This window comes from Clavibacter sp. AC415 (genome assembly GCF_979252985.1).
On record NZ_CEEDAR010000018.1, the window covers coordinates 187,396 to 213,517 of the forward strand.

A 26,122-nucleotide genomic window follows, 5' to 3' on the forward strand; every position below is an offset into this window, starting at 1 on the left:
GATGATCGTCCGTCACCTCTCCCTGGGTGACTTCCGCAACTACACCCGCGCGGACGTCGAGCTCCTGCCCGGTGCCACCCTCTTCGTGGGCAGCAACGGGCAGGGCAAGACGAACCTGGTGGAGGCGCTGGGGTTCCTGAGCACGCTCGGGTCCCACCGCGTCTCCACCGATCAGGCCCTCATCCGGCAGGGAGCCGAGTCCGCCGTGATCCGGGCCCTGCTGCAGCACGCGGGTCGTGAGCTCCGCGTGGAGGTGCAGATCAACCGGGCTGCGGCCAACCGCGCGCAGGTGAACAGCACGCCCACGAAGCCCCGCGAGCTGCCCCGGTACTTCTCGAGCGTCCTGTTCGCGCCCGAGGACCTGGCGCTCGTGCGCGGCGATCCCTCCGGCCGTCGTCGGCTGCTCGACCAGCTCCTCGTCCTGCGGACCCCGCGGCTGGCGGGCGTCCTGTCGGACTACGACCGTGCGCTCAAGCAGCGGAACACCCTGCTCAAGTCGGCCCGCGCGCGCGGCATGAAGGCGGACCAGCTCGGCACCCTCGACATCTGGGACGAGCGGCTGGTCGCCATCGGCTCGCAGATCATCGCGGCCCGCGGTGCGCTCGTCCAGGACCTCCAGCCCGAGCTCGCGCGCGCCTACCTCGCGGTGGCGGGCTCCGACCACGGTCCTTCGGCCCGGCCGGAGCTGAGCATCCTGGCCGACGACCCGGGGGAGGACGATGCCGTGGACGAGTCCGGTTCCCGGGACGGGGGCCGCTTCACCCGCACGGAGGACGTCGTCCCCGTCTTCACGGCTGCCATCGCCCGCATGCGTCCCCGGGAGCTCGAGCGTGGTCTCACCCTCGTCGGCCCGCACCGCGACGACGTGCTGTTCCGGCTCAACGGGTTACCGGCGAAGGGCTATGCCAGCCACGGGGAGTCCTGGTCCTTCGCCCTGGCGGTCAAGCTCGCCTCCGCCGAGCTCCTGCGGCGGGACTCGCAGACGGGGGACCCCGTGCTCATCCTCGACGACGTGTTCGCGGAGCTCGACCAGGCCCGACGCAGCCGCCTGGCCGAGGCCGTCACGGGATTCGAGCAGGTCCTGATCACGGCCGCCGTGCTCGAGGACGTGCCCGAGCACCTCGCGGCGAACGCGGTCCACATCCGGGCGGGCGAGATCGTCGAGGATCCCGCGGATCACGTGGCCGGCGCGACCGACCCCGAGGCCGGGGGAGCGGAGTGATCCCCCGCGCCCCCGACGGCGGACCGATGCCGGACTCCGAGGCCGTCGCCGTCTACCGCCGGTTCCGCCGTGTGTTCGGCGACGCCTCCGTCAGGTCCCCGTCCGCGCGGAAGCGCCGGGAGCAGAAGGCCGGCAGCTCGCCCTTCCAGCCGGGCCGGGACCCCCACGCCCTCGGGAACGTGATGGACTCCCTGACATCGCGCATGGGCTGGACCTCCTCGCTGTCGCAGGCCGAGCTGATGGCGGCGTGGACGACCATCGCGGGCGAGGAGACGGCCGTGCACTCCTCACCGGTCGGCATCGAGGACGGGCTGCTCACGGTCGAGTGCGAGTCCACGGCATGGGCGACCCAGCTCCGGTTGATGCGCGTGGAGATCACGACGCGCATCGCCGAGCGCTTCCCCGACGCGGGCATCCGGTCGATCCGCTTCCAGGGGCCCAACGCCCCGTCCTGGAAACGGGGTCCCAGGTCGATCCCAGGGCGGGGTCCGCGCGATACCTACGGGTAGGGAGGCGAATCAGGTCACCCCTGCCACGAAAACGCGTCAGACGGGCGGATAGGCGGTGCGGAGCGTACACCTGCGATAGAATGAGGGGTCGCCCGCAGTCCAGGACGACGGTCCCCGGATCACCTCGTGATCCGCGCGCGTCCGCCGTCGGGCAGGGGCGCGTCGACGCGGCAGGAGCCACCACTTCATGACATCGGATTCCTCACAGGACCTCCCCGACGACTCCACCCCGGACGAGGTGGAGGTCGAGGAGACGCACAACGACTCCGACCACATCACCCGCCAGCAGGTGAGCAACGACTACGGCGCCAACGAGATCCAGGTGCTCGAGGGCCTCGAGGCCGTCCGCAAGCGGCCCGGCATGTACATCGGCTCGACCGGACCGCGCGGCCTGCACCACCTGGTCAGCGAGATCGTCGACAACTCGGTCGACGAGGCCCTGGCCGGCTTCGCGAGCGACATCCAGGTCACCATGCGGAAGGACGGCGGCATCCGCGTCGTCGACGACGGCCGCGGCATCCCCGTGGACATCCACCCGGTCGAGGGCATCTCCACGGTCGAGCTCGTCCTGACCAAGCTGCACGCGGGGGGCAAGTTCGGCGGCGGCGGGTACGCGGTCTCCGGCGGCCTGCACGGTGTCGGCAGCTCCGTCGTGAACGCGCTGTCGGAGCGCCTCGACGTCGAGGTCCGCCGACAGGGCGCCGTCTGGCGCCAGAGCTTCACCATCGGCGTCCCCGACGCACCGCTCGCGAAGGGGGAGGGGTCCACCGAGACGGGCACCACGATCACCTTCTGGCCGAGCCGGGAGATCTTCGAGACCGTCGAGTTCGACTACGACACGCTGCGCGCCCGGTTCCAGCAGATGGCATTCCTCAACAAGGGCCTCGCGCTCACCCTCCACGACGAGCGCGCGGCGGATCCCGCCGAGCACCGCACGGAGAAGTTCCTCTACGAGCGCGGGCTCGTCGACTACGTCGAGCACCTGGTGAAGGCGAAGAAGACCGAGGTCGTCAATGCCGACGTCATCGCCTTCGAGTCCGAGGACACGGTCAAGAAGATCAGCCTCGAGGTCGCCATGCAGTGGACCACCTCCTACACGGAGAGCGTCCACACCTACGCCAACACCATCAACACGCACGAGGGCGGCACGCACGAGGAGGGGTTCCGCGCGGCGCTCACGACGCTCGTGAACCGCTACGCGCGCGAGAACAAGCTCCTGCGGGAGAAGGACGAGAACCTCACGGGCGACGACGTGCGCGAGGGCCTCACCGCCGTCATCTCCGTCAAGCTCGGGGAGCCGCAGTTCGAGGGCCAGACGAAGACGAAGCTGGGCAACACGGAGGCGAAGGCCTACGTCCAGCGCATCGTCGGCCAGCAGCTCGGAGACTGGTTCGAGAAGAACCCCGCGCAGGCGAAGGACGTCATCCGGAAGGGCATGCAGGCGTCGCAGGCGCGTCTCGCGGCCCGCAAGGCGCGCGAGCAGACCCGGCGCAAGGGCCTGCTCGAGTCCGGTGGCATGCCGGGCAAGCTCAAGGACTGCCAGAGCAAGGACCCCGCGCTCAGCGAGGTGTTCCTCGTCGAGGGCGACTCGGCCGGCGGCTCCGCGGTGCAGGGCCGCAACCCCACGACGCAGGCGATCCTGCCGCTGCGGGGGAAGATCCTCAACGTGGAGAAGGCCCGCCTCGACCGGGCGCTGCAGAACAACGAGGTGCAGTCGATGATCACCGCGTTCGGCGCGGGAATCGGCGAGGACTTCAACGCCGAGAAGGTCAGGTACCACAAGATCGTGCTCATGGCCGACGCCGACGTCGACGGCCAGCACATCACCACGCTGCTGCTCACCCTGCTGTTCCGCTACATGCGGCCGCTCATCGAGCTCGGCTACGTGTACCTGGCGCAGCCGCCGCTCTACCGCCTGAAGTGGTCGAACGCCGAGCACCAGTACGTCTACACCGACGCGGAGCGCGACGCGCTGCTCGCGCACGGGCAGGCGAACGGCAAGCGCATCCCCAAGGACAACGGCATCCAGCGCTACAAGGGCCTGGGCGAGATGGACTACAAGGAGCTGTGGGAGACCACCATGGATCCCGCGACGCGCACGCTCATGCAGGTCACGCTCGACGACGCGGCCGGCGCCGACGAGGTGTTCTCGACGCTGATGGGCGAGGACGTCGAGTCCCGTCGCAGCTTCATCCAGCGCAACGCCAAGGACGTCAGGTTCCTCGACATCTGATCGAACGGGCGGCGGTCCGGCACGATGCCGCCCGCCGCCCGGCACCGACTCCACGATCCATCACGAGCTGAACAGGACCTCCATGGCCGACGACATCACCCCGGACGACGAGCAGGGCACGGGTGCGACCCCGGACGACGAGCAGGTCTCGTCGACCGACGCCGCGCTGCCCCAGGAGGGCGTGACGCCGGCGTCATCGGCCGCCGCCGCGTCCGACTCGCTGCCCGGCGCCATCGTCGACCCGGATGCGACCGTCATCGTCACGCACGACCGCATCGAGCAGGTGGACCTCCAGCTCGAGATGCAGCGCTCCTTCCTCGACTACGCGATGAGCGTCATCGTGCAGCGGGCGCTCCCCGAGGTGCGCGACGGGCTGAAGCCCGTGCACCGTCGGGTGATCTACGCGATGTACGACGGCGGCTACCGTCCCGACCGTTCCTTCTTCAAGTCGGCCCGCGTGGTCGGCGAGGTCATGGGCCAGTTCCACCCGCACGGCGACTCCTCCATCTACGACGCGCTCGTGCGCCTCGTGCAGCCGTGGAGCCTGCGGTACCCGCTGGCGCTCGGCCAGGGCAACTTCGGCTCCGCGGGCAACGACGGCGCCGCCGCCCCGCGGTACACCGAGACCAAGATGGCGCCGCTGGCCATGGAGATGGTCCGCGACATCACCGAGGACACGGTCGACTTCCAGGACAACTACGACGGCCGGACGCTCGAGCCCAAGATCCTGCCGTCGCGCTTCCCGAACCTGCTGGTCAACGGGTCCGTCGGCATCGCGGTCGGCATGGCGACCAACATCCCTCCGCACAACCTGCGCGAGGTCGCCGCGGGTGCCCAGTGGCTGCTCGCCCACCCCGACGCGGACCGGGAGGAGCTCCTCGAGGCCCTGCTCGAGCGGATCAAGGGCCCCGACTTCCCGACCGGCGCGCAGGTGCTCGGGACCAAGGGCATCATCGACGCCTACCGCACCGGGCGCGGCTCCATCACCATGCGCGCGGTCGTCGCGGTGGAGGAGATCCAGGGCCGCGTGTGCCTCGTGGTCACCGAGCTCCCGTACCAGGTCAACCCCGACAACCTCGCCATCAAGATCGCCGAGCTGGTCAAGGACGGCAAGCTCGGCGGCGTCGCCGACATCCGCGACGAGACGTCGGGCCGCACGGGCCAGCGCCTCGTGATCGTGCTGAAGCGCGACGCCGTGGCGAAGGTCGTGCTGAACAACCTCTACAAGCACACCCAGCTGCAGGAGAACTTCGGCGCGAACATGCTCGCGATCGTCGACGGCATCCCGCGCACGCTGGCGCTCGACGGCTTCATCTCGGCGTGGGTGGACCACCAGATCGACGTCATCGTCCGCCGCACGCAGTACCGGCTCGCCGAGGCCGAGGCGCGTGCCCACATCCTGCGCGGGTACCTCAAGGCGCTGGACGCGCTCGACGAGGTCATCGCCCTCATCCGACGGTCCGAGACGGTGGAGGTCGCGCGCAGCGGCCTGATGCACCTGCTCGACATCGACGAGCTGCAGGCCAACGCGATCCTCGAGATGCAGCTCCGCCGGCTCGCCGCGCTCGAGCGCCGCAAGATCCAGGACCAGGCGGCCGAGCTCGAGGAGCGCATCGCCGAGTACCAGCACATCCTGGCCACGCCCAGCGTCCAGCGGGAGATCATCAGCACCGAGCTGCAGGAGATCACCGACAAGTACGGCGACGACCGGCGCACGGAGATCATGCTCGGCTTCGACGGCGACATGAGCATGGAGGACCTCATCCCCGAGGAGGAGATGGTGGTCACGGTCACGCGCGGCGGGTACATCAAGCGCACGCGCATCGACAACTACCGCAGCCAGCACCGCGGCGGCAAGGGCGTGCGCGGGGCGCAGCTCCGGGCCGACGACGTGGTGGAGCACTTCTTCGTCACCACCACGCACCACTGGCTCCTGTTCCTCACGGACAAGGGACGCGTCTACCGCGCGAAGGCATACGAGCTGCAGGAGGCCGGCCGCGACGCGAAGGGCCAGCACGTGGCGAACCTTCTCGCCATGCAGCCGGACGAGGAGATCCAGCAGGTCCTCGACATCCGCGACTACCAGGTGGCGCAGTACCTCGTGCTCGCCACCCGCGACGGCCTCATGAAGAAGACGGCCCTGACCGAGTACGACACGAACCGCACCGGCGGCATCATCGCGATCAACCTCCGCGACGGCGACGCGCTCGTGTCGGCGCTCCTCGTCGACGAGGACGACGACCTGCTGCTCGTGTCGCGCAAGGGCATGTCGCTGCGGTTCTCCGCCGACAACTCGGCGCTCCGTCCGATGGGCCGCTCGACGTCCGGAGTGAAGGGCATGACGTTCCGCGGGGACGACACCCTGCTCAGCGCGTCGGTCGTCGGACACCAGGGATACGTCTTCGTCGTCACCGAGGGCGGCTTCGCCAAGCGCACCGCGGCCGACCAGTACCGCGTGCAGAACCGCGGCGGCATGGGCATCAAGGTGGCCAAGCTGCAGGACGCGCGAGGCGACCTCGCGGGCGCCCTGATCGTAGGCGAGGAGGACGAGATCCTCGTCGTGCTCGCCAGCGGCAAGGTGGTACGGTCTGTCGTGGCCGAGGTCCCGGCGAAGGGCAGAGACACCATGGGTGTCGTGTTCGCCCGGTTCGCGGACGACGACAGGATCATCTCACTGGCCAAGAACTCCGAACGCAACCTGGTGGTCCCCGAAGCTGCGCCCGACGCGTCCGACGGTACCGCTGCTGGAAAGGGAACACCCGATGAGTCAGTGTCGCCGAGAAGCTCGCGAAGAAGTCGTCGCGAGCCACCACCACCAAGCAGGTGCGTCTGAAGCTCGTGTACGTCGACTTCTGGTCGGCGCTGAAGCTCGCGTTCCTCTTCTCCGTGGTGCTCGGCATCATCACCGTGGTGGCGACGTTCCTCATCTACGTCGTCCTGCAGACCACGAACGTGTTCGGCACGGTCGACCAGCTGTTCCAGGAGGTGTCGGGCTCAGCGGACTTCTCGCTGCAGGACGTCTTCGGCCTGGGCCAGGTGCTCGGATTCGCGATCGTGGTGGCCGTCCTCAACATCGTGGTCGGCACCGTGCTCGGCGCCGTGGCCGCGCTGCTCTACAACCTGAGCGTGCGCATCACGGGCGGCGTCCTCGTCGGGTTCACCAACGCGTAGCCGATTGGGAGAAACGGGCAGGCGTACGGTAACGTGTACCTGCCCGATGGGGATATAGCTCAGTTGGTTAGAGCGCTTCACTGATAATGAAGAGGTCCCAGGTTCAAATCCTGGTATCCCCACCAACACCCCCGGATCCGCATGATCCGGGGGCATGGCGGGAATCGAGTCGGGAGATCGCACGGCGATCCGAGACTCGCCGATCGGGGTCATAGCTCAATTGGTAGAGCGCCTGCTTTGCAAGCAGGAGGTCCGGGGTTCGATTCCCCGTGACTCCACATCCAGCCCGTCTCCGGGTCGTCCTCCCTCTCGCCGGTCGTCGCCTGCGCCGACTCCCTGTGATGCATCGACCTCGGTGTCAGCGACGGCGTCCGACGCCACGACGTGCACGCGACGAAGGCCCGGCCACCTCTCGGTGTCCGGGCCTTCGTCGGATCGCGGGGCGATCGGGGAGCGTGGGTCAGCTCGCGGGCTGGTCCTTCGCGTCGACGGCCTCGGGCTCGTCGTCGGCGATCCACAGGTCGTCGTCCGCGCGGAACGTCTGGTACAGGGCGTAGCCGACGCCGCCGACCACGACCACGCCGAGGGCGATGAGGGCGACTCCGCCGAAGCCGAGGCCCTTCTTCGCGGGCGCGACCTGGGGGACGTAGCGACCGACGTACGAGCGGCCGTTGTCGACGTAGTGCTTGCCGAACTCCTGGGCCTTCGAGGAGACCTTGCCGGCCTTCTTGACCGCGTCCTTGACCTGCTTGCTGTTGCGGATGCCCTCGGTGGCCGCCACCGCGGATCCGGCTGCTCCGGCGACCGCGGGGAGCACCGTGTGCGTGAATCCCTTGTAGGCCGAGTCGGCCGCGGTGCGGACGCGCTCGGCGCCGGCCTCGTAGCCCGGACGGATGTGGTCGTCGACGCCGCGCTTGACGGCGGGGACGACGTGCTGGTCGGAGAGCTTGCGGGCCGTGTGCGCGGCCTCGGCCACGACGACGTTGGCCCGGTCGAGGACCTCGCGCTGCTCCTTGAGGACGGCGGCCGCGTGGGTGCGGAGCTTCGCCAACTCCTTCTTGTTCTTGCGTGACAGACCCAAGGGGACCTCCATCGGTGTGATTTCGCCAGGAATCCCAGTCTGGCACGGGTGCCTCCGGGGTCAAACACGGTGGACGCTGTGCGTCCGCCGAGTCCCAGCTCCGCCGTGAGACCATTGCTCCATGTCTGCGCACACTCACGTCGCCACCATGACGACCAACCACGGCACCATCGTCCTCAACCTCTTCGGGTCGCACGCGCCCCAGACCGTCGAGAACTTCGTCGGCCTCGCCACGGGCGAGAAGGAGTGGACCCGCCCAGACGGGCAGGAAGTCGACCGACCCGCTCTACGACGGCGTCGTCTTCCACCGCATCATCAAGGACTTCATGCTCCAGGGCGGCGACCCGCTCGGCCAGGGCACCGGCGGCCCCGGCTACCAGTTCGACGACGAGATCAGCCGCGACCTCGACTTCTCGAAGCCCTACATCCTCGCCATGGCGAACGCCGGCACCCAGGGCGGCCGCGGCACGAACGGCTCGCAGTTCTTCATCACCACGGCGCCCACCACCTGGCTCCAGGGCAAGCACACGATCTTCGGCGAGGTCGCCGACGACGCGTCCAAGAAGGTCGTCGACGCGCTCAACGCCGTCGCCACCGACGGCCGCGACCGTCCCCGCGAGGACGTCGTGATCGAGAGCGTCACCGTCGAGAAGGTCTGATGACCGATTCACCCCGTACGGCGGCCGACCGCTGCTACCGGCACCCCGACCGGCAGAGCTTCGTGCTGTGCCAGCGATGCGGGCGGACCATCTGCCCCGAGTGCCAGACGCCGGCCGCCGTCGGGGTGATCTGCCCGGAGGACATGAAGGAGCAGCGCCGCACCGCTCCGAGGTCCCGGGCCTCGTTCGTCACGCGGATGACGCGGAGCTCGGCGCCCGTCGTGACGTACGGCATCATGGCTGTCTGCGCCGTGGTCTGGATCCTCCAGGTGCTGCCCGTCGTCGGCGGCTACGTCACCACGTCGCTGTGGTTCGCGCCCGTCTACGGCAGCCTCGCCTCCGGGGACTACGAGCCGTGGCGGATGCTCACGAGCGCCTTCACGCACTCCCCGGACAGCATCTTCCACATCCTCCTGAACATGCTGTCGGTCTTCGTCTTCGGCCGCGTCCTCGAGCCCATGCTCGGACGTGCCCGCTTCCTCGCGCTTTTCGTGATCTCGGCGCTCGGCGGCTCCCTCGGCGTCGAGGTCATCGGCGCCGCGATGGGCGACTCGCTCACCGCGGTCGTCGGCGCCTCCGGCGCCATCTTCGGGCTCATGGGCGGCTACTTCGTCCTGGCCCGCAAGCTCGGCGGCAACGTCGGGCCGCTGCTGGGGGTCATCGTGCTGAACCTCCTCCTGGGCTTCGTGGTCCAGGGGGTCAGCTGGCAGGCGCACGTGGGCGGCCTCGTGACGGGTGCCCTCGTGGCGCTCGTCCTCCTGCGCACCCGCGCGGACCGTCAGCGCGGCGTCCAGGCGGCCTCGCTCGCGGGTCTCGCCGTGGCGATCGTGGTGGCGGCCGCCGCCTTCCCCGTCGCCCTCTGACGTCGCGGACGTCCGCAGCCGCTCCCGGTGGGCGGCTCCTCCCGCGCGCCCTCGGGACGGCGCAGGCCGTGGATGACCGTGGATCCGGGGCGGAGTGGGGTTATCCACAGGCCCGTCCACAGTGGGGATAGTTACACGGGTGTCATTACCGCCGCGCGGTGCAGGCTCGGAACCCGGTCCGCGACGACCGAGGGGGAGCCGGATGGGCGGCATGGCGGCCTTCTGCCGGTAACCCGCCGGGCCGGCTCTCGGTGCGGAGCTCCAGATGCGCGGTTCTCCACAGGTGTGGAGCGTTGTGCACAGCGAGTCTGTGGAGAACGCGATCGTGGATGCATCCGCAGCCGTCATCGCCCTGGACGCACGAGAGCCCGTCACCAGGTGCGGTGACGGGCTCTCGGGGACGCGCTCGGGTCAGCGCCACCTGGTGGTCATGAGGAACCCGACCAGGATGAGGCCGAAGCCGATGAGGATGTTGCCGACGCCGAGGTCGGGGATGGGGAACGCGTTGAGGCTCACGTAGTAGACGATGAGCCAGGCGAGGCCCACGAGCATGAAGCCGAACATGATGGGCTTGAACCACACGGGGTTCGGGGCGTCCTCGTCGCGCACGCGTTCCTGGCGGGAGGGTCTCGTCGTCTTGTCGCGGGCCATGCGGTGATTCTAGCCGTACCCTCCTCCCCGGAGCCGGGAGGATGCCCGCGTCCGCGGGCTCGCCCGGGCGCCGTCGCGTGCATGCGCGCCACCTACAATCGGCACATGAGTGCTCAGGATCCCGCGCCCACCCGCCGCTCCACGCGGCGCCGCGGCCGGCGGGGCGATGCGCTGCTCGGCACGGTCGGCGTGGTCGGGGAGCTGCTCCTCACGGCGGGCGTGCTCATCATGCTGTTCCTCGGCTGGCAGCTCTGGTTCAACGACATCGTCGTGAGCAGCGGCCAGCGCGACCAGGCGCTGCAGAACAGCCGGAGCTGGGCATCGGCCACGCCCGACGCCGCGGCCTCCCCGGATCCGGCGGCCTCCCCGACGGGCCCGGGGGATCCGGTCATCACCACGGCTCCCACGTCGGACGCGACCGACTTCGGCAACATCTACATCCCGCGCTTCGGCGCCGACTACGTCGTGCCGGTCGCGACCGGCGTCGGCCTCGGCAACGTGCTGAACCTCGGCAAGGTCGGGCACTACCGCGACACGCAGATGCCCGGTGAGGTCGGCAACTTCGCCGTCGCCGCGCACCGCACCACCTACGGCAAGCCCTTCAACCAGATCACCGACCTGCGGGTGGGCGACGCCATCGTGGTCGAGACGCAGGACGGCTGGTACACCTACCGCTTCCGTACACTCGAGTACGTGAAGCCCACCGGAGTCGACGTGCTCGCGGAGGTGCCCCAGGCACCCGACAGCCAGCCGGGCGACCGCATCCTCACCATGACGAGCTGCAACCCGCTGTTCTCCGCCGCCGAGCGCGTGGTGGCGTACAGCGTCTTCGAGTCGTGGCAGCCGCGGTCCGACGCGTCCCCCGTCCCCGCCCTCTCCGGCACGTCGTTCGCGCAGGCGGGCTGACCGTGTACGCGGCGTTCTGGCGCATCCTGCCCGGGCCGGTGTGGGTCCGCCTCCTGATACTGCTCGTGCTGCTCGCGGCCGTGCTCTTCTCGCTCGTCACCTGGGTCTTCCCCTGGGTCGACTCCATCGTCAACACCCAGGAAGTCACGGTGCATCAGTGACACGCGTCCTCGTCATCGACAACTACGACAGCTTTGTCTACACCCTCAACGGGTACCTGCAGCAGCTCGGCGCCGAGACCGTCGTCATGCGCAACGACGACCACGCCGACGCCGACATGGCGGGCGTGATCTCGGAGTACGACGCGGTGCTCGTGTCGCCCGGGCCGGGCAAGCCGTCCGAGGCCGGCGTCTCGATCCCCACGGTCACGGCGGCGCTCGCGTCCGGCACCCCGCTGCTCGGGGTCTGCCTCGGCCACCAGGCCATCGCGGAGGCCTTCGGGGCGACGGTGACGAACGCCGAGGAGCTGATGCACGGCAAGACATCGCTGGTCACGCACGACGACGGCGACTTCTACCTCGGCGTCCCGCAGCCGTTCACGGCCACGCGCTACCACTCGCTGGCCGTCGTCGACGGCACCGTCCCGTCGGACCTCGTGGTCACCTCGCGGACCGACGGCGGCGTCATCATGGGCCTCCGCCACGAGGCGGCGCCCCATCGTCGGCGTGCAGTTCCACCCGGAGTCCGTCCTCACGGAGGGCGGCTACCGCATGCTCGGCAACTGGCTCGAGGGCGCCGGGCTCGTGGGCGCCCGGGACACGTCCTCCCGGCTGTCGCCGCTCGTCCGCATCGTCTGATCGGACGCGCCTGCCGGCCGGCGGTCCTGGGCGCAGGACCGGGAGCTGACCTGCACGACCAGTCTCCGACCGGAAGCGGTGCTCCGGATCAGCCCCGGGCGGTCGTGGGCGTCGGGGTGGGAGCCGGGGTGCTCCGCGGGGCGCCGGTGCAGTAGGTGAGCGAGACGGTGGACCGCTGCGCGACGTCGCCCGGAGGCACCGACTGCTGGTTCACCGGGGAGCCGTCGGCCCGCCCGCAGGACGGGTCGCGGCGCGTGGTGACCACGAGCTCCGACGACTCGAGCAGCTTCTGCGCGTCGGCCAGCGGCTGCCCGATCACGTCCGGGAGGGCGACCCGGCCGTTCGACAGGACCAGCTTGACCGCCGAGCCCTGGTCGGCCTGCTCGGTGGCGGCCGGCTCCGTCCGGAGCACGACGCCGTCCGGGACCGTCGGCGACGACTCGCGCACGACCTCGCCCACCGTGAGGCCCGCGGCCTCGAGGTTCCCCGTCGCCGTGCCCTCGTCCATGTTCGCGAGGTTGGGCACCTGCACCTCCGGCGGACCGGACGACACGAAGACGTCGATCTCGGTCTTCGAGGCGACGTTCTCGCCCGGGTCCGGGTTCGTGCGCAGCACGAGACCCTCCTCGACCGTGGTGCTCGCCTCGTCGCGCTCGAGGGGGACGAGGTCGGCCTCCTCGAGGGCCGCGGCGGCGCTGGCATAGGTGGATCCCACGACGTCCGGCACGGTGGGGCTGATGTCGGGGGGCCCGATGGTGCTGAGGTTGGTGACCCAGATGACCACGGCGATGAGGATCACGACGACCACGGTCACGCCGGCCCAGATCCACGGCACTGGCGGACGGCTCTGCGTGCGGACCGTGCGGTCGTCGTCGACGCCGAGCTGGCGGAGTGCCTGCTGCGAGGACGACGGACCGGCGGGGGACCCGAAGAGCGTGGCGCCCACGTCGTTGGTCGGCGCCTCGCGCGGTGCGAGCGTGCCCTCGGCGGCGCGGTCGAGGTCGGCGCGGAACTCGCCGGCGGTCTGGAAGCGGGCGTACCGGTCCTTCGCCATGGCCTGCAGGACGACCTGGTCGAGCTGCGGGGACACGTGCTCCTGCACCGCGCTGGGGGCGACGGGCGTCTCGCTGACGTGCTGGTAGGCCACGGCCACCGCCGTGTCCGCGCGGAACGGCGCCTGGCCGGTGAGCATCTCGAAGAGGACGACGCCCGCCGAGTACAGGTCCGTGCGCGCGTCGACCGACTCGCCCTTGGCCTGCTCCGGGGAGAAGTAGCGGGCGGTGCCGAGTATGGCCGTGGTCTGCGCGATGGTCGCGGAGGTGTCGGAGACGGCCCGCGCGATGCCGAAGTCCATGACCTTGGCCTGGCCGGCCGGGGTGATCATGATGTTGCCCGGCTTGATGTCGCGGTGCACCACGCCCGCGCGGTGCGAGTACTCCAGGGCGGTGAGCACCTGGCGCATGATGCGGACGGCCTCGTCGGGTTCGAGCGGACCGTCGGTGATGAGGTCCTTCAGGAGACGGCCCTCGACCCGCTCCATGACGATGAACGGCACGGTGTGGCTGGCGCCGTCCTGTTCGGTCACGACGTCCTCGCCGGCGTCGAAGACGCGGACGATGGTGGGGTGCGACATGCGCGCCGCCGCCTGGGCCTCCTGGCGGAAGCGGCTGCGGAAGGCGGGGTCCTCGGAGAGACCGCGTCGGAGGACCTTGACCGCCACGCGGCGACCGAGGCGGGAGTCGACGCCCTCGAAGACGTCCGCCATGCCCCCGCGGCCCAGCAGCGCCCCGATCTCGTAACGGCCGCCCAGAACACGCGCGTCGGTCACGGACTGCCTCTCGTCGGGATCGGGTTCAGGACGGGGATGAGCTTACCCGGCGTCCGCTGGGGATCACGGCGGTCCCGCGCTCGCCCGGGCTGCCGGCGTGCGGCCGGCAGCCCGGGTGCGTCGCGCGTCAGGGGCGCGGGTGCGAGCTCGAGACGAGCGAGCGCTCGTCGGAGCGGCCGGGGGCCGGACTCGGTGCCGAGCCGGTCGTGCCGCCGTCGCCGCCTCCCGTGCCGCCGCCGGTCCCGCCGCCGGTGCCGCCGCCGGTGCCGCCGGATCCCCCGGGGCGTCCTCGACCGTGACGGTGACCGTGCTGCTGTACGGCGACTCGTTCGTGCCGCAGATGGCGAGGTACTTGACGGTGAACGTGCCCGGGGTCGAGCCCGCCGTGATCTCACCCGAGGTGGTCTGCGCGTTGGTCGGGTTGGTGCTGCCGCCCCACGTGCCCGTGGCGCCGTTCGAGACGGAGTCGGTCTGCACCTGGTACCCGTTGAGGGTCTGGCCCGCGGGGCACGAGTAGGCCGGCCACGAGACGTCGACCGCCTGCCCGGCGCGGACCGTCGTGGGCTCCACGGTGGGGGTCCCGGGTGCGGCCGTGGGCAGGGTGGGTGCGCCGTACGCAGTGATCTGGATGGTGGCGCCCTTCGCCACGCTGCCGGTGGGGGTGATGGCGGTGACGCGGCCCTCCTCCTCGCCGGACGGCGCGGCGCCCCCGGTGACGACCGTCACCTTGAGGCCGAGGTCGGTGAGGTCGGCCGAGACCTCCGCCTGGTCGCGTCCGAGGTAGTCGTCGCGATTCACCTGGACGGTGCTCGCGGTGGGCGACGGGGTTGGGGTCGGCGTCTCGGACGGGGTGGGACTCGGGCTCGCGCTGGTCTCGGCGGGTGCGGGAGCCGCATCGTCGCGGTTCTGGCCGGCGACGTAGGCCGCGATGCCGGCGGCGATGGCACCGAGGACGAGGAGGGCGACGACGACGAAGATCCAGATGGCGCGCTTCCGGGCGCGCGGCTGATCGGCCTCCTCGTCGTCCTCGTCGTCGAAGACGAGGGGGGACGCGGCGCCCGCCGGCGCGGAGGACAGGATCGTGGTCGCGCCGGTGTCCGCGGCGCGACGGCCCGGCGGCATCAGCTGGGTGGCCTGCGTGGGCGTCCCCGGGTCGGCCAGCGCGGCGGCACCGGCGACTGCCGCGACCGCGATGGTGGCGGTGGCCACGTCGCCGCGGCGGAGCGCCTGCGCGGCGCGCGCGAGGTGCGCGGCGCTCTGCGGTCGGTCGGCCGGCTTCTTCGCGATGCAGGACATGACGAGGTTGCGGACGGGCTCGGCCACGGTGACCGGGAGCTCGGGCGGCTGCTCGTTGATCTGCGCCATCGCGATGGCGACCTGGGACTCGCCCGTGAAGGGACGGCGCCCGGCCAGGCACTCGTACGCGACGATGCCCATGGAGTAGACGTCCGTCGAGGGCGAGGCGGGGTGGCCGCTCGCCTGCTCGGGGGAGAGGTACTGCACGGTGCCCATGACCTGGCCCGTGGCGGTGAGCGGGACCTGGTCGGCGATGCGCGCTATGCCGAAGTCGGTGATCTTGACGCGGCCGTCGGGCGTTATGAGCAGGTTGCCCGGCTTGATGTCGCGGTGCACGAGACCGGCCTGGTGGGCCGCGTGGAGCGCCAGCGCGGTCTGGGCGATGATGTCGAGCACCTTGTCGGTGGAGAGCACGCGCTCCCGCTCGAGGATGGTGGACAGGGCCTCTCCGGGCACCAGCTCCATCACGAGGAAGGCGCTGCCGTCCTCCTCGCCGTAGTCGAAGACGTTCGCGATGCCCTCGTGGTTCACGAGCGCGGCGTGCCGGGCCTCGGCGCGGAAGCGCTCGAGGAAGCCGGGGTCGCCGAGGTACTCGTCCTTGAGGATCTTGATGGCGACCTTGCGCCCGATGACGAGGTCGGTGGCCTCCCACACCTCGCCCATGCCGCCGATGGCGATGCGATCGCCCAGCTGGTAACGCCCTCCGAAGGTCAGTCCGCTCGTGGGTCTCATCTGTCCAGCACCGCCTCAATCACTCGCTTCGCCACCGGGGCGGCGAGGTACTCCCCGAGCCCGATCGTCCTCGTCCGCCGCCGTCCTCCACCAGGACCGCGACCGCCACCTGCGGCGACTCCGCCGGCGCGAAGCCGGTGAACCACAGCGTGTAGGGGTCGTCCGCGCCGTTCTGGGCGGTGCCCGTCTTTGCCGGCCACGTCGACGCCCCCGATTCTCGCATTCGTGGCGACGCCGCTCTCGACGTTGTCGATCATCATCCGGGTCATCGTGTCGGCGGTCTCCTTCGAGATCGGATCGGCGAAGCGGCGGGGCGTGAAGCCGGAGAGCTCGCTGAGGTCGGGGTTGAGGACGCTGTCGACGACGCTCGGCTGCATGACGTCGCCGCCGTTCGCGATGCCCGCGGTGACCATGGCGGTCTGGAGGGGCGTCGCGCGGACGTCGAGCTGGCCGAAGGCCGAGCTGCGCGGTCTGCGCGTCGTCGAGGTCGGGGGAGAAGACGCTCTTCGCGCTGGCCATGGGGACCTCGATCGACCGCCCGTAGCCGAACGCGTCGGCCATGTCGGCGATCCGCTCCGATCCGAGCGCGATGCCGAGCTGCGCGAACGGGATGTTGCAGCTGAGGCGCAGCGCGGTCGCGAGGCTCACCTCGGGCTCACTGCCGCACGCGCCCTCGCCCGCGTTGGTGATGACCGTGCTGGTGCCCGGCAGCGTGAACGTGGCCGGGTTGGGGAGCAGGGAGTCGGGCGTGTACTCGCCGGACTCGATGGCGGCCGCCGTGACGACCAGCTTGAACGTGGACCCGGGCGGGTTGAGGCTGTCGACCGCCCGGTCGATGAGGGGATCCGCGGGGTCGGCCAGCAGCGACGCGTAGCTCTGCTTCACGGCGTCCCGGTCGTGCGAGGCGAGCGCGTTCGGGTCGTACCCGGGCGTGGAGACCATCGCGAGGATGCGGCCGGTGGAGGGCTCGATGGCGACGACGGATCCCTGCAGGCCGCCGAGCGCGTCGTAGGCCGCCTGCTGCACCGCGGGGTCGAGGGTCAGCTCGACCGACGCGCCCTTCGGGGACTGGCCCGTGAACGTGCGGGTGAGGCTGTCGAAGAACTGCGTGCCGCTCGTGCCGCTGAGGACGTCGTTCATGGACGCCTCGATGCCCGTGGAGCCCTGGCCGAGCGTGTAGTACCCGGTGACCGCGCTGTACAGGTCGGGCTGCGCGTAGGTGCGGAGGAACTCGTACTGGTCGTCGACGGGCACCGAGGAGGCGATGGGGGTGCCGTCGACGAGGATGGCGCCGCGCTCCGCGGAGTAGCTGGCGAGGATGGTGCGGGAGTTGCGGGGATCGGCCTGCAGGGTGGGCGCCGAGACCACCTGGATGATCGACGCAGCGACGAACAGGGCCACGAACATGGCCAGGACGAACACGGAGACGCGCTTCAGCTCGCGGTTCACGACTCGACCACCAATCGCGGCTGGTTGCGGACGGTGTCGGACAGGCGCAGCAGCAGGGCCGCGATGATCCAGTTGGCCAGCAGGGAGGACCCGCCCGCGGCCATGAACGGCGTGGTGAGGCCCGTGAGCGGGATGACCCGGGTGACGCCGCCGATGACGATGAAGACCTGCAGCGCGATGACGAACGACAGGCCGATGCCGAGCAGCTTGCCGAAGTCGTCCTGGCCGGCGAAGCCGATGCGGAAGCCGCGCGAGACGAGCAGGAGGTAGAGGGCGAGGATCGCGAAGACGCCCGTGAGGCCCAGCTCCTCGCCGAGGCTCGCGAGGATGAAGTCGCTGTTGGCGAGCGGCGTGAGCTGGGGGCTGCCGCTGCCGAGCCCCTGCCCGAACAGGCCGCCGTCGGCCATGCCGAACAGGCCCGTGACCAGCTGGTAGCTGCCGCCCTGCGCGTCGTAGACGGCCGGGTCGGAACGGGTTCAGCCATGCGTCGACGCGGCCCCCGACGTAGCCGAGCGTGCTCGCGCCGTACGCGCCGCCGAGGAAGAGCACGGCGCCGAGCACGACCCAGCCGATGCGTCCGGTGCTGACGTACGTCATGACGATGAAGAGGCCGAAGTAGAGCAGCGACGTGCCGAGGTCGCGCTGGAAGACGAGGACGCTCATCGAGACCGCCCACACCAGGAGGATGGGGCCGAGGTCGCGGACGCGCGGGAACCGCATCCCGAGCACCTTGACGCCCACCATCGAGAGGCTGTCGCGCGCCGTGACGAGGTAGCCGGCGAAGAACACGGCGAGGCAGATCTTCGCGATCTCGCCGGGCTGGAACGAGAACCCGCCGATGTGGATCCACACGCGGGCGCCGTTGATGTTCTGGCCGATGACCGGGAGCATCGGCAGGAGCAGCAGCACGAGGCCCGTGAACATGGCGATGTAGCGGTAGCGCTGCAGGACGCGGTGGTTCTTCAGCAGCACGATGACCGCGAGCGCGCACACGATGGCGAGGCCCGACCAGACGATCTGGCGCACGGCCACGCTGTCCCAGCCGGAGTAGCCGCCCGCGAGGTCGAGGCGGTAGATGGCCGCGAGGCCGAGGCCGTTGAGCACCGTCGCGATGGGGAGGATGAAGGGATCGGCGTCCGGCGCGAGCCAGCGCAGGGCCACGTGCATGCCGAGGACGAGCACCGCGAGGCCGGTGGCGGGCAGGAAGAAGCTCCGGTCGAAGGCGCCGAGCGCCCCGAGCTGCACGAGGTAGAGGGCGCCGCCGTTGATGACCGACGCCAGCACGACCAGCGCCAGCTCGAGGTTGCGGAGGCGGCGCGGCACCCGGATCCGCGGGACCTTGGGCGCGCGCTCGCGGCCGCGCGCGGGGGCGTCCGCCACGCCGGCCCTAGCCACCCGCGGCCTCCTGCAGCCGGTTCACGATCTCCTGCGCGCCCGCGAGCGAGTCGGCGTTGATGGTCTGCTCGACCTGCTGGCGGTAGAACGGCTGGAGGTCGTCGACCCGCACCTCGGTGCGGGCGTAGACGTGGGAGAGCTCGATCGGGCCGATGGTCTGCTGCACGCCGTTGTAGACCGCGACCGTGCCGTCGGCCTCGCCCACGTAGTAGCGCGACTGGGTCCAGCGGTAGCCGAGGACGCAGGCGAGCACGAGGCCCGCGAGGATCAGCGCGACGCCGACGAGCCACGTGACGCGGCGCCGGAGCGCCCGGCGCCGGTCCTCGGCGATGAGGGCCTCGAGGTACTGGTCCGACTCGGGCTCGAACTGCGCGTCTCGGGCGGCCGTGGTGGCGCGCAGCGGGTGCAGGAGGAGCGAGGGGAGGCGCACGGCGCGCTTGGACGGCTCGTCGCCGAAGGCCAGGGGCTGCGACGCGGATCCGACGAGCACGGGCACCGGATCGGGGCGGGACGCGACCGCCTCGTCGTCCTCGTCGAGGACGTCGACCACCACGACGGTGACGTTGTCAGGGGCGCCGTGGTCGAGCGACTCCTTCACCAGCGCGTCGGCGACGGTCTCGGGCGTGCCCGCGGCCGCGAGGATCTCGGTGATCCTCTCCTCGGTGACGTAGCTGCTGAGGCCGTCCGAGCAGAGGAGCCAGCGGTCGCCCGTGTGCGTGTCGAGGACCTGGGTGTCCACCTCCGGTGCGGCGTCGACGTCGCCGAGCACCCGCATGAGCACCGAGCGGCGCGGGTGGACCAGCGCCTCCTCGGGGGTGATGCGCCCGCTGTCGACGAGGCGCTGCACGAAGGTGTGGTCGGCGGAGATCTGGCTGAGCTCGCCGCGGCGGAAGAGGTAGATGCGCGAGTCGCCGATGTGGGCGATCGCGACATGGCGGTCGACGCGGGCGAGCGCGCTGACGGTGGTGCCCATGCCCGTGAGCTCGGAGTGCTCGAACACGGTCTCGGCGAGGAGCTGGTTGGCGGCGACGAGGCCCGCCTGGAGCGCGAACTCGGCGTCGTGCGCGGAGGCGTAGGCCTTGTCGGCCTCGACGATGCGGGTGAGGGCCACCGCGGAGGCGACGTCGCCGCCCGCGTGCCCGCCCATGCCGTCGGCGACGACGAAGAGGTTCCGCCCCGCGTAGCCGGAGTCCTGGTTGTTCGACCGGACCTTGCCCACGTGGGAGACGGCAGCGGCCTGCGTCACTGTCGCCACGCCGCTACCGCCTGAGCTCGAAGCTGGTCGCGCCGATGCGGATCGGCGTGTCGAGCGGCACCTGAGTCGGCACGCTCACGCGCTTGCCGTCGAGGAAGGTGCCGTTGGTCGAGTCCAGGTCCTGGATCATCCACTCGTCGTTCCAGAGCAGCAGGCGCGCGTGGTGGGTGGACGTGTAGTCGTCCCGGATCATGAGCCCCGACTCGCTCGAGCGCCCGATGGTGAGCGGCTCCGTGCCGAGCGGGATCTCCGTGCCCGCCTTCGCGCCCGAGGTGATGACCAGGTGGCGCGCCGTGGACGTGGTGGCCTTCGCGCGCGACGGGAACGCACCCGAGTTGGCGCCGGACGGCATCGTCGAGATGGGCGGCGGCTGCTGTGCGGGTTGCGCCGCGCGGGGCGGCGCGGACGCCGCCGATGCCGCGTACGGGGACTGCGGGAACGGGGATCCGCCCGCCGGGCCCGACTCCTCGCGGAGCTTCTGCACGCGCTGGCCGAACAGGTCGGAGCGGAGGGCGTACACGATGCCGAAGACGAAGAGCCACAGCACCGCGAGGAACGCGAGGCGGAGGACGAGGAGGGTCAGCTCGGTCATGACGCTCCCCAGAAGCCGTCGTCCCGGCGGGGACGGCCGGCGTCGCGCCCGCGGTCCTCGGCGGCCTGCGGCACGACGCGGAAGGTGATGGCGGTGCGGCCGATGCGGATGACGGACTCCGGCGGGAGCGGCGCCTTCGTGACCGGCGCGCCGTTGAGCTCGGAGCCGTTCGTGGAGCCGAGGTCGCGCACCTGGGCGCGGGTCCCGTCCCACGCGATCTCGACGTGGCGGCGCGAGGTGCCCGGGTCGTCGACCGTGATGTCCGCGTCGCTGCCGCGGCCGATCACCGTGCGCCCGACCGCGAGGGGGTGGCGGACGCCGGCGACGTCGACCACGGGCATCCACGTGACGCTGCCCTCGACGGTGCGGGTGTCGATCTCGAGCACGCCCTCCGAGAGCTGGTCGTCCCGGCGGAAGGCGACCTGCACGACGCCCGCGAACTGGTAGCCCTGACTGGAGGCGTGGCGTTCGACGGCCTGGCGCAGCTCGTCGGTGAGCGTCGAGCCGATGGACTCCATGCGCTCGTGGTCGGCGCGGGAGACGCGGAGGGTGAACGAGTTCGGGACGAGGATGAGGTCGCGGTCGACGATGGCGGCGTGCGTGTCGAGCTCGCGCCGCAGCTGCGCGACGATCTCCACGGGCTGCAGGCCGGACTTGAAGGTCTTCACGAAGGCGCCGTTGACGGCGCGCTCGAGGCCCTTCTCGAAGTTGTCCAGGATTCCCACGTGTGATCCGTCCTCGCGCGGTCCTTCCGCGGATGATTTAGACAGATGGTCGCCAACTCGTGCGACCGGGCCCTGGACACCGGCCCGAGGACGGGTGCGGATCGCCCGCTCCGGCCGCGGCCCGCCGGGCCGTGCGACGTCCATCCCGCCCGGCGGGCGGCACGAGGACGGGCGCCGGGCGTGATAATGTCGTCCGGTTGGCGCGAGTGGCGGAATTGGTAGACGCGCACGGTTCAGGTCCGTGTGTCCGTGAGGACGTGGGGGTTCAAGTCCCCCCTCGCGCACCACCAGAGCAGAAGGCCCCCGGTTCCCCCGGGGGCCTTCTCGCATGAGGGACGTCCTCGCGTGCCGACGGCTCCTCGCCACGGGGCGCCCGCCCGGACGTGCGGCGGGAGCACGCAGCCGATCGGCGGTCGCGCCCCGCCGAAGGGCTGCCGGGTTCGGTCCGGCGGCCGATGACCGGGATGGGCGCCGCTCCGCACACTGGATCGGTGCCGCACCCGACGCTCCCCCTGCCCTCCGCCCGACCGCCGCCGACCCCGCGACGCGACCGCCTGCTCCGCCCGCACCCGCGTCGACGCCAGCCGTCGTCGATTCCGCGGCAGCCGCGCCGAGCGCGATGCGCGTCGTCGGGCGGGCCCTCGCCCGCCATCCGCTCACGGTGCTCGCGGTGCCCGCCGGCAGCCTGTGGATGGGCGTCATGACCGGCCTCGGCGAGCTGGCGCACCCCGTGGCGACGGCCGTGGCGGTGGCCGTCACCGTGATGGTCCTCGCCTGGTCGGAGAGCCGCATCGGCATCCTGCGCACCGCGCTCGCGGCGGGCCTCGGATCGCTCGCGCCCGTCGCCGTGGCGTCCCTCCTCCTCGCCGCCGGCGTCGCGCTCGGCGACTGGTACTCCCAGCTGGACGCGGCCGACCGGCTGTGGGCGCCGTCCGTGGTGCTCGTCGCGGTCGTCGCCACCGCCAGCCGCGGTCTCGCACCCGCCCATCGGGAGGGCCTCCGCGCCGCGGTCCTCGCGGCCGTGCTCGCGGGTCTCCTCGCGGGCGGCCACGGCGTCGACCTCACGCGCGGCGTCGCGCTGCTCATCGGCCTCGGGCTCGGCCGGATCCTGGTGCCCCTCTCGGACCGGCCCGCCTGGCACGACCCCGCCGCGTCGAGCGCCCGCGTGGTGGCCGCGACCGTGCTCGGCACGGTCACCCTCAGCTGGTGGATCGCCGCCGTCGCGGGCGACGGGATCGGCGTGCTGTCGTCCATGGGCGCGCTGCTCGACCCCGGCAGCACCGTCGCGGTGCTCACCGTCCTCATCGTCGCCGTCGCGCTGCTCCTCCGCGGCAGGCGCCTGGGGCTGGTGCTCGGGATCGCGGCGCTGCTCCTCATCACGGGCCTCCTCGCCTGGTACTACACGGTCATCCCGATCGCCGAGGGCTGGTTCGACCTCCCGGCGGACTCCTGGTCCGATCTGGAGCTCCCCCTCGTGGTCCTGACGACCTGGCTCGCCCCCGCGGCCGCGCTGCTCGTGCTCGTCGCCCGGCGCCGGTCGTTCCGCGCGCGCGCCGACGTCGCCGACCGGGCCGCCGACCGCGAGCGGGTGCTCGCCCAGCTGGCGGCCTCGGATGCCGGATCCCTCGGGTTCATGGGCACCTGGTCCGGCAGCAGCCACTGGTTCGCGGCGGACGAGCCCGGGTCCGACGCCCGGGGCGCCGTCGCCTACCGCGCGGCCCACGGCGTGGCGATCACGGTGTCCGACCCCTTGGCCACGGCGGCGGATGCGCCCGCCACCATCCGCGCCTTCGCCCGCCACTGCTCCGCGCGCGGGCTCGTCCCGCCTTCTACAGCATCCACTCGGGCCACCTGCCGGTCTTCGCCGAGCTCGGCTGGAGCGTCACTCCGGTGGCCGAGGAGGCGGTGATCGACCTCGCGGGCTTCTCGACGTCCGGCAAGCGGCGGCAGGACCTGCGCACGGCCGCGAACCGGGCAGCTCGGGACGGCGTCGAGGCCGTCTGGGGCACCTACCGGACCCTCCCCGAGGCCCTCCGCCGCGCGGTCGACGCCCTGAGCGGCCACTGGGCGGACGCGAAGGCGCTGCCGGAGATGGGCTTCACGCTCGGCGGGCTCCGCGAGCTCGACGACCCGGAGGTCCGGGTCCTGCTCGCGGTCGACGCGTCCGGGCGCGTGCACGGCGTCACCAGCTGGCTGCCCGAGCACCGGGACGGGGCGCTCGTCGGCCGCACCCTCGACGTGATGCGCCGCGGCGTCGACCCGATGCCGGGCGTGATGGAGTTCCTCATCGCGACCGCCGCGCGCGCCTTCCAGGAGGAGGGGCTCGCGACGCTGAGCCTGTCGGGCACTCCGCTCGCGGGCGTGGGCACGACGTGCGGGCGCGGCGCCGCCGACCGCCTCGTCGCGCGCCTGCTGACGGCGACGGGCCGGGTCCTCGAGCCCTCGTACGGCTTCACCTCGCTGCTGCGGTTCAAGGCCAAGTTCGACCCGCGCTACGAGACGCTCTGGCTCGCCTGCCCCACGGCGGCGGACCTCGCGCCGATCGGCCGCGCGCTCACGGCCGCGTACGTCCCGACCCTGCGGATCCGCCACCTCGTGGGCGCGCTCCGGGTCGCGTCGGCCGAGGTCCGCGCCGGCCGCCGGGCGACGCGCTGGGCGGCCCGCGCGGCCCGGCGCGCTAGCCTCGGCCAGGCGGGGGACCGCGGCGTCGCGACCGGCGTCGCCGCCGGATCAGCCGGCGGGAGGCGGGACGCGTGAGCACGGCACCGGGAGAGGGGCGCGGACCCGCGGCCGCGGCGGCATCCGCCGTGAGCGTCGTCGTGGTCGACGACGAGTCGCTCGTCCGCTCCGGCATCGCGATGGTCCTGGGGGCGTCCCCCGCATCGAGGTGCTCGCGGCCGTCTCGAGCGGCACCGCGGTCGCGACCGTGCGGGAGCACGCGCCCGACGTCGTCCTCCTCGACATCCGGATGCCCGCCCCCGACGGCCTCACGATCCTCGCGGAGCTCATGGCCGAGCCGCGTCCGCCGGCCGTCGCCATGCTCACCACGTTCGACACCGACGACCAGGTGCTGGAGGCGCTGCACCGCGGGGCGTCCGGCTTCCTGCTGAAGGACACGGATCCGGAGCAGCTCGCCCGGCACGTGCTCACGCTCGCGTCCGGCGGCATCGTGCTCGCGCCCGGCCTCCGGCCCGGACGCCTCTTCCGCTCGGTCGAGGACGACTCCGAACGGGAGCGGGTCGCGCGGCTGGGCGAACGCGAGGTGACCGTGCTGCGCGCGCTCGCCCGCGGCCTGTCCAACGCCGAGATCGGCGCCGAGTGCGGGCTGACGCTCGGCACGGTGAAGGAGACCATCAGCTCGATCGTGCAGGCGCTCGGCGTCGGATCGCGCGTCGAGGCGGCCGTGGTCGCCGATCGCGCCGGGCTCGTGCCCAGGCGGTGAGCGCGGCATGCGCGTGAGGGGCGCGGGACGCCCGGGGGCGGGCGGCGCCGCGGGACCGCACGTCGGGGCCGGCGTGGCGAGAAGAGACGCCGCACGCACCGCGGTCGGGGATGACGCGTCCGCCGACGACGCGTCCGCCGACGATGAGGCCGCCGGCGGTCGGGCCGCGCCGTCGGAGCGCGTGCGGGCCTTCCTCGTCGACCTGCTGCTCGCGGGTGTCGCGGCGGGCGCCTCGCTGACCTTCCTCGCCGAGCCGGACACGCCGTGGGACGCCGTCGCCGGCGCGGTCGCCTGCCTCGGCCTGCTCCTGCGCCGCCGATGGCCGTGGCTGAGCGTGCTGCTCGCGGTCCCGGCCGTGTACATCGGCATCGCCTACGTGCCCGTGCTGGTCGGCCTCTTCGGCCTGGGCCTCGCACGGACCCCGCGGTGGTGCGTCATCGCCCTGACCGCGCTCGTCGTGGGCGCGGACCTGCTGCCCTTCGGGACGCCGGCGGACCTGCAGGCGGTGGTCGAGCCGTTGGTCGACGCGACCATCTACACGATCGGGCCGCTGCTCCTCGGCGCGTTCCTGCGGCAGCGGCGTGATGCGGCGGCGCAGCTCGCGGAGCTGCGGGAGGCCCACACGCTCGGCCAGCGGCAGGCCGCCCAGGTCGCGCTCGCCCGGGAGCGGGCGGTGCTGGCGCGCGAGATGCACGACGTCGTGTCGCACCAGGTGAGCCTCATCGCCGTGCAGGCCGGTGCGCTGCAGGTGGGCGCCGCCGATGAGCGCTCCCGCGAGGTCGCGCGCACCATCCGCGCCCTCAGCGCCGTCACGCTGGAGGAGCTGCGCGGCATGGTGGAGCTGCTCCGGGCCGCGGGCGGCGACCGGCGCGGGCTCGCGCCGCAGCCGACGCTCGACGACGTGCCGGCGCTGGTGGCGGCGAGCGGCATGCGGGTGGACCTCGACCTCGACCTGCCGGCCGACCTGCCCGCCGCGGGTCAGCGCGCGGTCTACCGGACCGTGCAGGAGGGCCTGACGAACGCGCGCAAGCACGCGACCGGTGCGGCGGTGCGGGTCACGGGGCGGATGGAGGCCGGGTCCGTCGTGGTGGAGGTGGACGCGGGGCGCGCGACGATGCCGCTGCTCGACCTGCCGAGCGGACGCCACGGCCTCACCGGGCTGCGCGAGCGCGCGCAGCTGCTCGGCGGGGGGCTCACGGCCGAGCTGCGCCCCGACGGATCGCACCTGCTGCGGCTGCGCTTCCCGCTCTGACGCCCGCGGTCGCGGTGTCGGGCGGTGGGAGCGGCAGCGGGCGGCGGACGATGCGCGCCCGCCG

The 26,122-nt window shown here is 71.9% G+C and carries 19 protein-coding genes, 3 tRNA genes and 4 pseudogenes; 17 read left to right on the forward strand and 9 right to left on the reverse strand.

Going from position 1 to position 26,122, the window contains the following annotated elements:
• Position 1 precedes the first annotated feature (1 nt).
• The 7 genes from recF (at position 2) to ACZ411_RS11955 (ending at position 7,413) form a co-directional block, all read left to right on the forward strand.
• Positions 2-1,222 (forward strand): DNA replication/repair protein RecF, encoded by a 1,221-nt coding sequence (gene recF, locus ACZ411_RS11925; RefSeq protein ID WP_464170862.1) that lies wholly within the window; start codon positions 2-4, stop codon positions 1,220-1,222.
• Entirely contained in the window at positions 1,219-1,731 is a 513-nt protein-coding gene (locus ACZ411_RS11930; protein ID WP_104289497.1) for a DciA family protein, read from the forward strand. The genes recF and ACZ411_RS11930 overlap by 4 nt, the downstream gene beginning before the upstream one ends.
• A 187-nt stretch (positions 1,732-1,918) precedes the next feature.
• Positions 1,919-3,964, forward strand: coding sequence for a DNA topoisomerase (ATP-hydrolyzing) subunit B (gene gyrB / locus ACZ411_RS11935; protein ID WP_258070160.1), 2,046 nt, complete (start codon positions 1,919-1,921; stop codon positions 3,962-3,964).
• 82 nt (positions 3,965-4,046) lie between these two features.
• Complete coding sequence (gyrA, locus tag ACZ411_RS11940) at positions 4,047-6,797, forward strand: DNA gyrase subunit A (RefSeq protein WP_464170866.1); 2,751 nt, start codon at positions 4,047-4,049, stop codon at positions 6,795-6,797.
• The gene (locus ACZ411_RS11945) at positions 6,788-7,135 is read left to right on the forward strand and encodes a DUF3566 domain-containing protein (RefSeq protein ID WP_464170868.1); all 348 of its coding nucleotides are present in this window, start codon (positions 6,788-6,790) and stop codon (positions 7,133-7,135) included. Before gyrA ends, ACZ411_RS11945 begins: the two co-directional genes overlap by 10 nt.
• A gap of 48 nt (positions 7,136-7,183) precedes the next feature.
• Positions 7,184-7,260 (forward strand) — tRNA-Ile (locus tag ACZ411_RS11950).
• 80 nt (positions 7,261-7,340) lie between these two features.
• A tRNA-Ala gene (locus ACZ411_RS11955) sits at positions 7,341-7,413 on the forward strand.
• A gap of 182 nt (positions 7,414-7,595) precedes the next feature.
• Here ACZ411_RS11955 and ACZ411_RS11960 read toward each other — a convergent pair.
• Positions 7,596-8,216 carry a hypothetical protein gene (locus ACZ411_RS11960; protein ID WP_239544805.1) on the reverse strand — a complete coding sequence of 207 codons (621 nt, stop codon included), beginning with the start codon at positions 8,214-8,216 and terminating at the stop codon, positions 7,596-7,598.
• Between the two features lie 121 nt (positions 8,217-8,337).
• On the opposite strand from ACZ411_RS11960, the pseudogene ACZ411_RS11965 reads away from it, so the two are divergent.
• Positions 8,338-8,875 (forward strand): annotated as a pseudogene (locus ACZ411_RS11965) (peptidylprolyl isomerase).
• Positions 8,875-9,738: a rhomboid family intramembrane serine protease gene (locus ACZ411_RS11970; RefSeq protein WP_104289500.1), complete on the forward strand. Its 864-nt coding sequence runs from the start codon at positions 8,875-8,877 to the stop codon at positions 9,736-9,738. Before ACZ411_RS11965 ends, ACZ411_RS11970 begins: the two are co-directional and overlap by 1 nt.
• A 411-nt stretch (positions 9,739-10,149) precedes the next feature.
• Here the strand turns inward: ACZ411_RS11970 and ACZ411_RS11975 are convergent, their stop codons facing one another.
• Complete coding sequence (locus ACZ411_RS11975; protein ID WP_015488825.1) at positions 10,150-10,389, reverse strand: cell division protein CrgA; 240 nt, start codon at positions 10,387-10,389, stop codon at positions 10,150-10,152.
• A 105-nt stretch (positions 10,390-10,494) separates the two neighbouring features.
• Between ACZ411_RS11975 and ACZ411_RS11980 the strand changes: the two genes are divergently transcribed.
• The 3 genes and pseudogenes from ACZ411_RS11980 to ACZ411_RS11990 all read left to right on the forward strand — a co-directional run bounded on the left by ACZ411_RS11980 (position 10,495) and on the right by ACZ411_RS11990 (position 12,092).
• The gene (locus tag ACZ411_RS11980; protein WP_104289501.1) at positions 10,495-11,295 is read left to right on the forward strand and encodes a class E sortase; all 801 of its coding nucleotides are present in this window, start codon (positions 10,495-10,497) and stop codon (positions 11,293-11,295) included.
• A gap of 2 nt (positions 11,296-11,297) precedes the next feature.
• A complete protein-coding gene (locus ACZ411_RS11985; protein WP_172407136.1) occupies positions 11,298-11,456 on the forward strand; it encodes a hypothetical protein in 159 nt (52 codons plus the stop codon).
• A pseudogene (locus tag ACZ411_RS11990) lies at positions 11,453-12,092 on the forward strand (anthranilate synthase component II). The gene ACZ411_RS11985 and the pseudogene ACZ411_RS11990 overlap by 4 nt, the downstream one beginning before the upstream one ends.
• 88 nt (positions 12,093-12,180) lie before the next feature.
• On the opposite strand, the gene pknB reads toward ACZ411_RS11990, so the two are convergent.
• From pknB to ACZ411_RS12025, 7 genes and pseudogenes are all read right to left on the reverse strand, one after another.
• Positions 12,181-13,920: a Stk1 family PASTA domain-containing Ser/Thr kinase gene (gene pknB, locus ACZ411_RS11995; RefSeq protein WP_464170878.1), complete on the reverse strand. Its 1,740-nt coding sequence runs from the start codon at positions 13,918-13,920 to the stop codon at positions 12,181-12,183.
• Between the two features lie 63 nt (positions 13,921-13,983).
• Entirely contained in the window at positions 13,984-15,948 is a 1,965-nt protein-coding gene (locus ACZ411_RS12000) for a protein kinase domain-containing protein (RefSeq protein WP_464170880.1), read from the reverse strand.
• A pseudogene (locus tag ACZ411_RS12005) lies at positions 15,945-17,397 on the reverse strand (peptidoglycan D,D-transpeptidase FtsI family protein). The gene ACZ411_RS12000 and the pseudogene ACZ411_RS12005 overlap by 4 nt, the downstream one beginning before the upstream one ends.
• Positions 17,394-18,777 (reverse strand): annotated as a pseudogene (locus tag ACZ411_RS12010) (FtsW/RodA/SpoVE family cell cycle protein). The pseudogenes ACZ411_RS12005 and ACZ411_RS12010 overlap by 4 nt, the downstream one beginning before the upstream one ends.
• A 7-nt stretch (positions 18,778-18,784) precedes the next feature.
• On the reverse strand, positions 18,785-20,047 hold the full coding sequence (locus tag ACZ411_RS12015) for a PP2C family protein-serine/threonine phosphatase (RefSeq protein WP_464170882.1): 1,263 nt from the start codon (positions 20,045-20,047) through the stop codon (positions 18,785-18,787).
• A gap of 4 nt (positions 20,048-20,051) precedes the next feature.
• Positions 20,052-20,639: an FHA domain-containing protein FhaB/FipA gene (locus tag ACZ411_RS12020; RefSeq protein WP_464170884.1), complete on the reverse strand. Its 588-nt coding sequence runs from the start codon at positions 20,637-20,639 to the stop codon at positions 20,052-20,054.
• The gene (locus tag ACZ411_RS12025) at positions 20,636-21,364 is read right to left on the reverse strand and encodes an FhaA domain-containing protein (protein ID WP_172407137.1); all 729 of its coding nucleotides are present in this window, start codon (positions 21,362-21,364) and stop codon (positions 20,636-20,638) included. Before ACZ411_RS12025 ends, ACZ411_RS12020 begins: the two co-directional genes overlap by 4 nt.
• Positions 21,365-21,564: 200 nt before the next feature.
• Between ACZ411_RS12025 and ACZ411_RS12030 the strand changes: the two genes are divergently transcribed.
• From ACZ411_RS12030 to ACZ411_RS12050, 5 genes are all read left to right on the forward strand, one after another.
• Positions 21,565-21,651, forward strand: a tRNA-Leu gene (locus tag ACZ411_RS12030).
• Positions 21,652-21,983: 332 nt separating this feature from the next.
• Positions 21,984-23,273 carry a hypothetical protein gene (locus ACZ411_RS12035; protein ID WP_464170887.1) on the forward strand — a complete coding sequence of 430 codons (1,290 nt, stop codon included), beginning with the start codon at positions 21,984-21,986 and terminating at the stop codon, positions 23,271-23,273.
• Positions 23,216-24,121: a bifunctional lysylphosphatidylglycerol flippase/synthetase MprF gene (locus ACZ411_RS12040; protein ID WP_464171138.1), complete on the forward strand. Its 906-nt coding sequence runs from the start codon at positions 23,216-23,218 to the stop codon at positions 24,119-24,121. The genes ACZ411_RS12035 and ACZ411_RS12040 overlap by 58 nt, the downstream gene beginning before the upstream one ends.
• Positions 24,122-24,251: 130 nt before the next feature.
• The gene (locus tag ACZ411_RS12045; RefSeq protein WP_464170889.1) at positions 24,252-24,806 is read left to right on the forward strand and encodes a response regulator; all 555 of its coding nucleotides are present in this window, start codon (positions 24,252-24,254) and stop codon (positions 24,804-24,806) included.
• Positions 24,807-24,879: 73 nt separating this feature from the next.
• Positions 24,880-26,058, forward strand: coding sequence for a histidine kinase (locus ACZ411_RS12050; protein ID WP_262403917.1), 1,179 nt, complete (start codon positions 24,880-24,882; stop codon positions 26,056-26,058).
• Positions 26,059-26,122 lie beyond the last annotated feature (64 nt).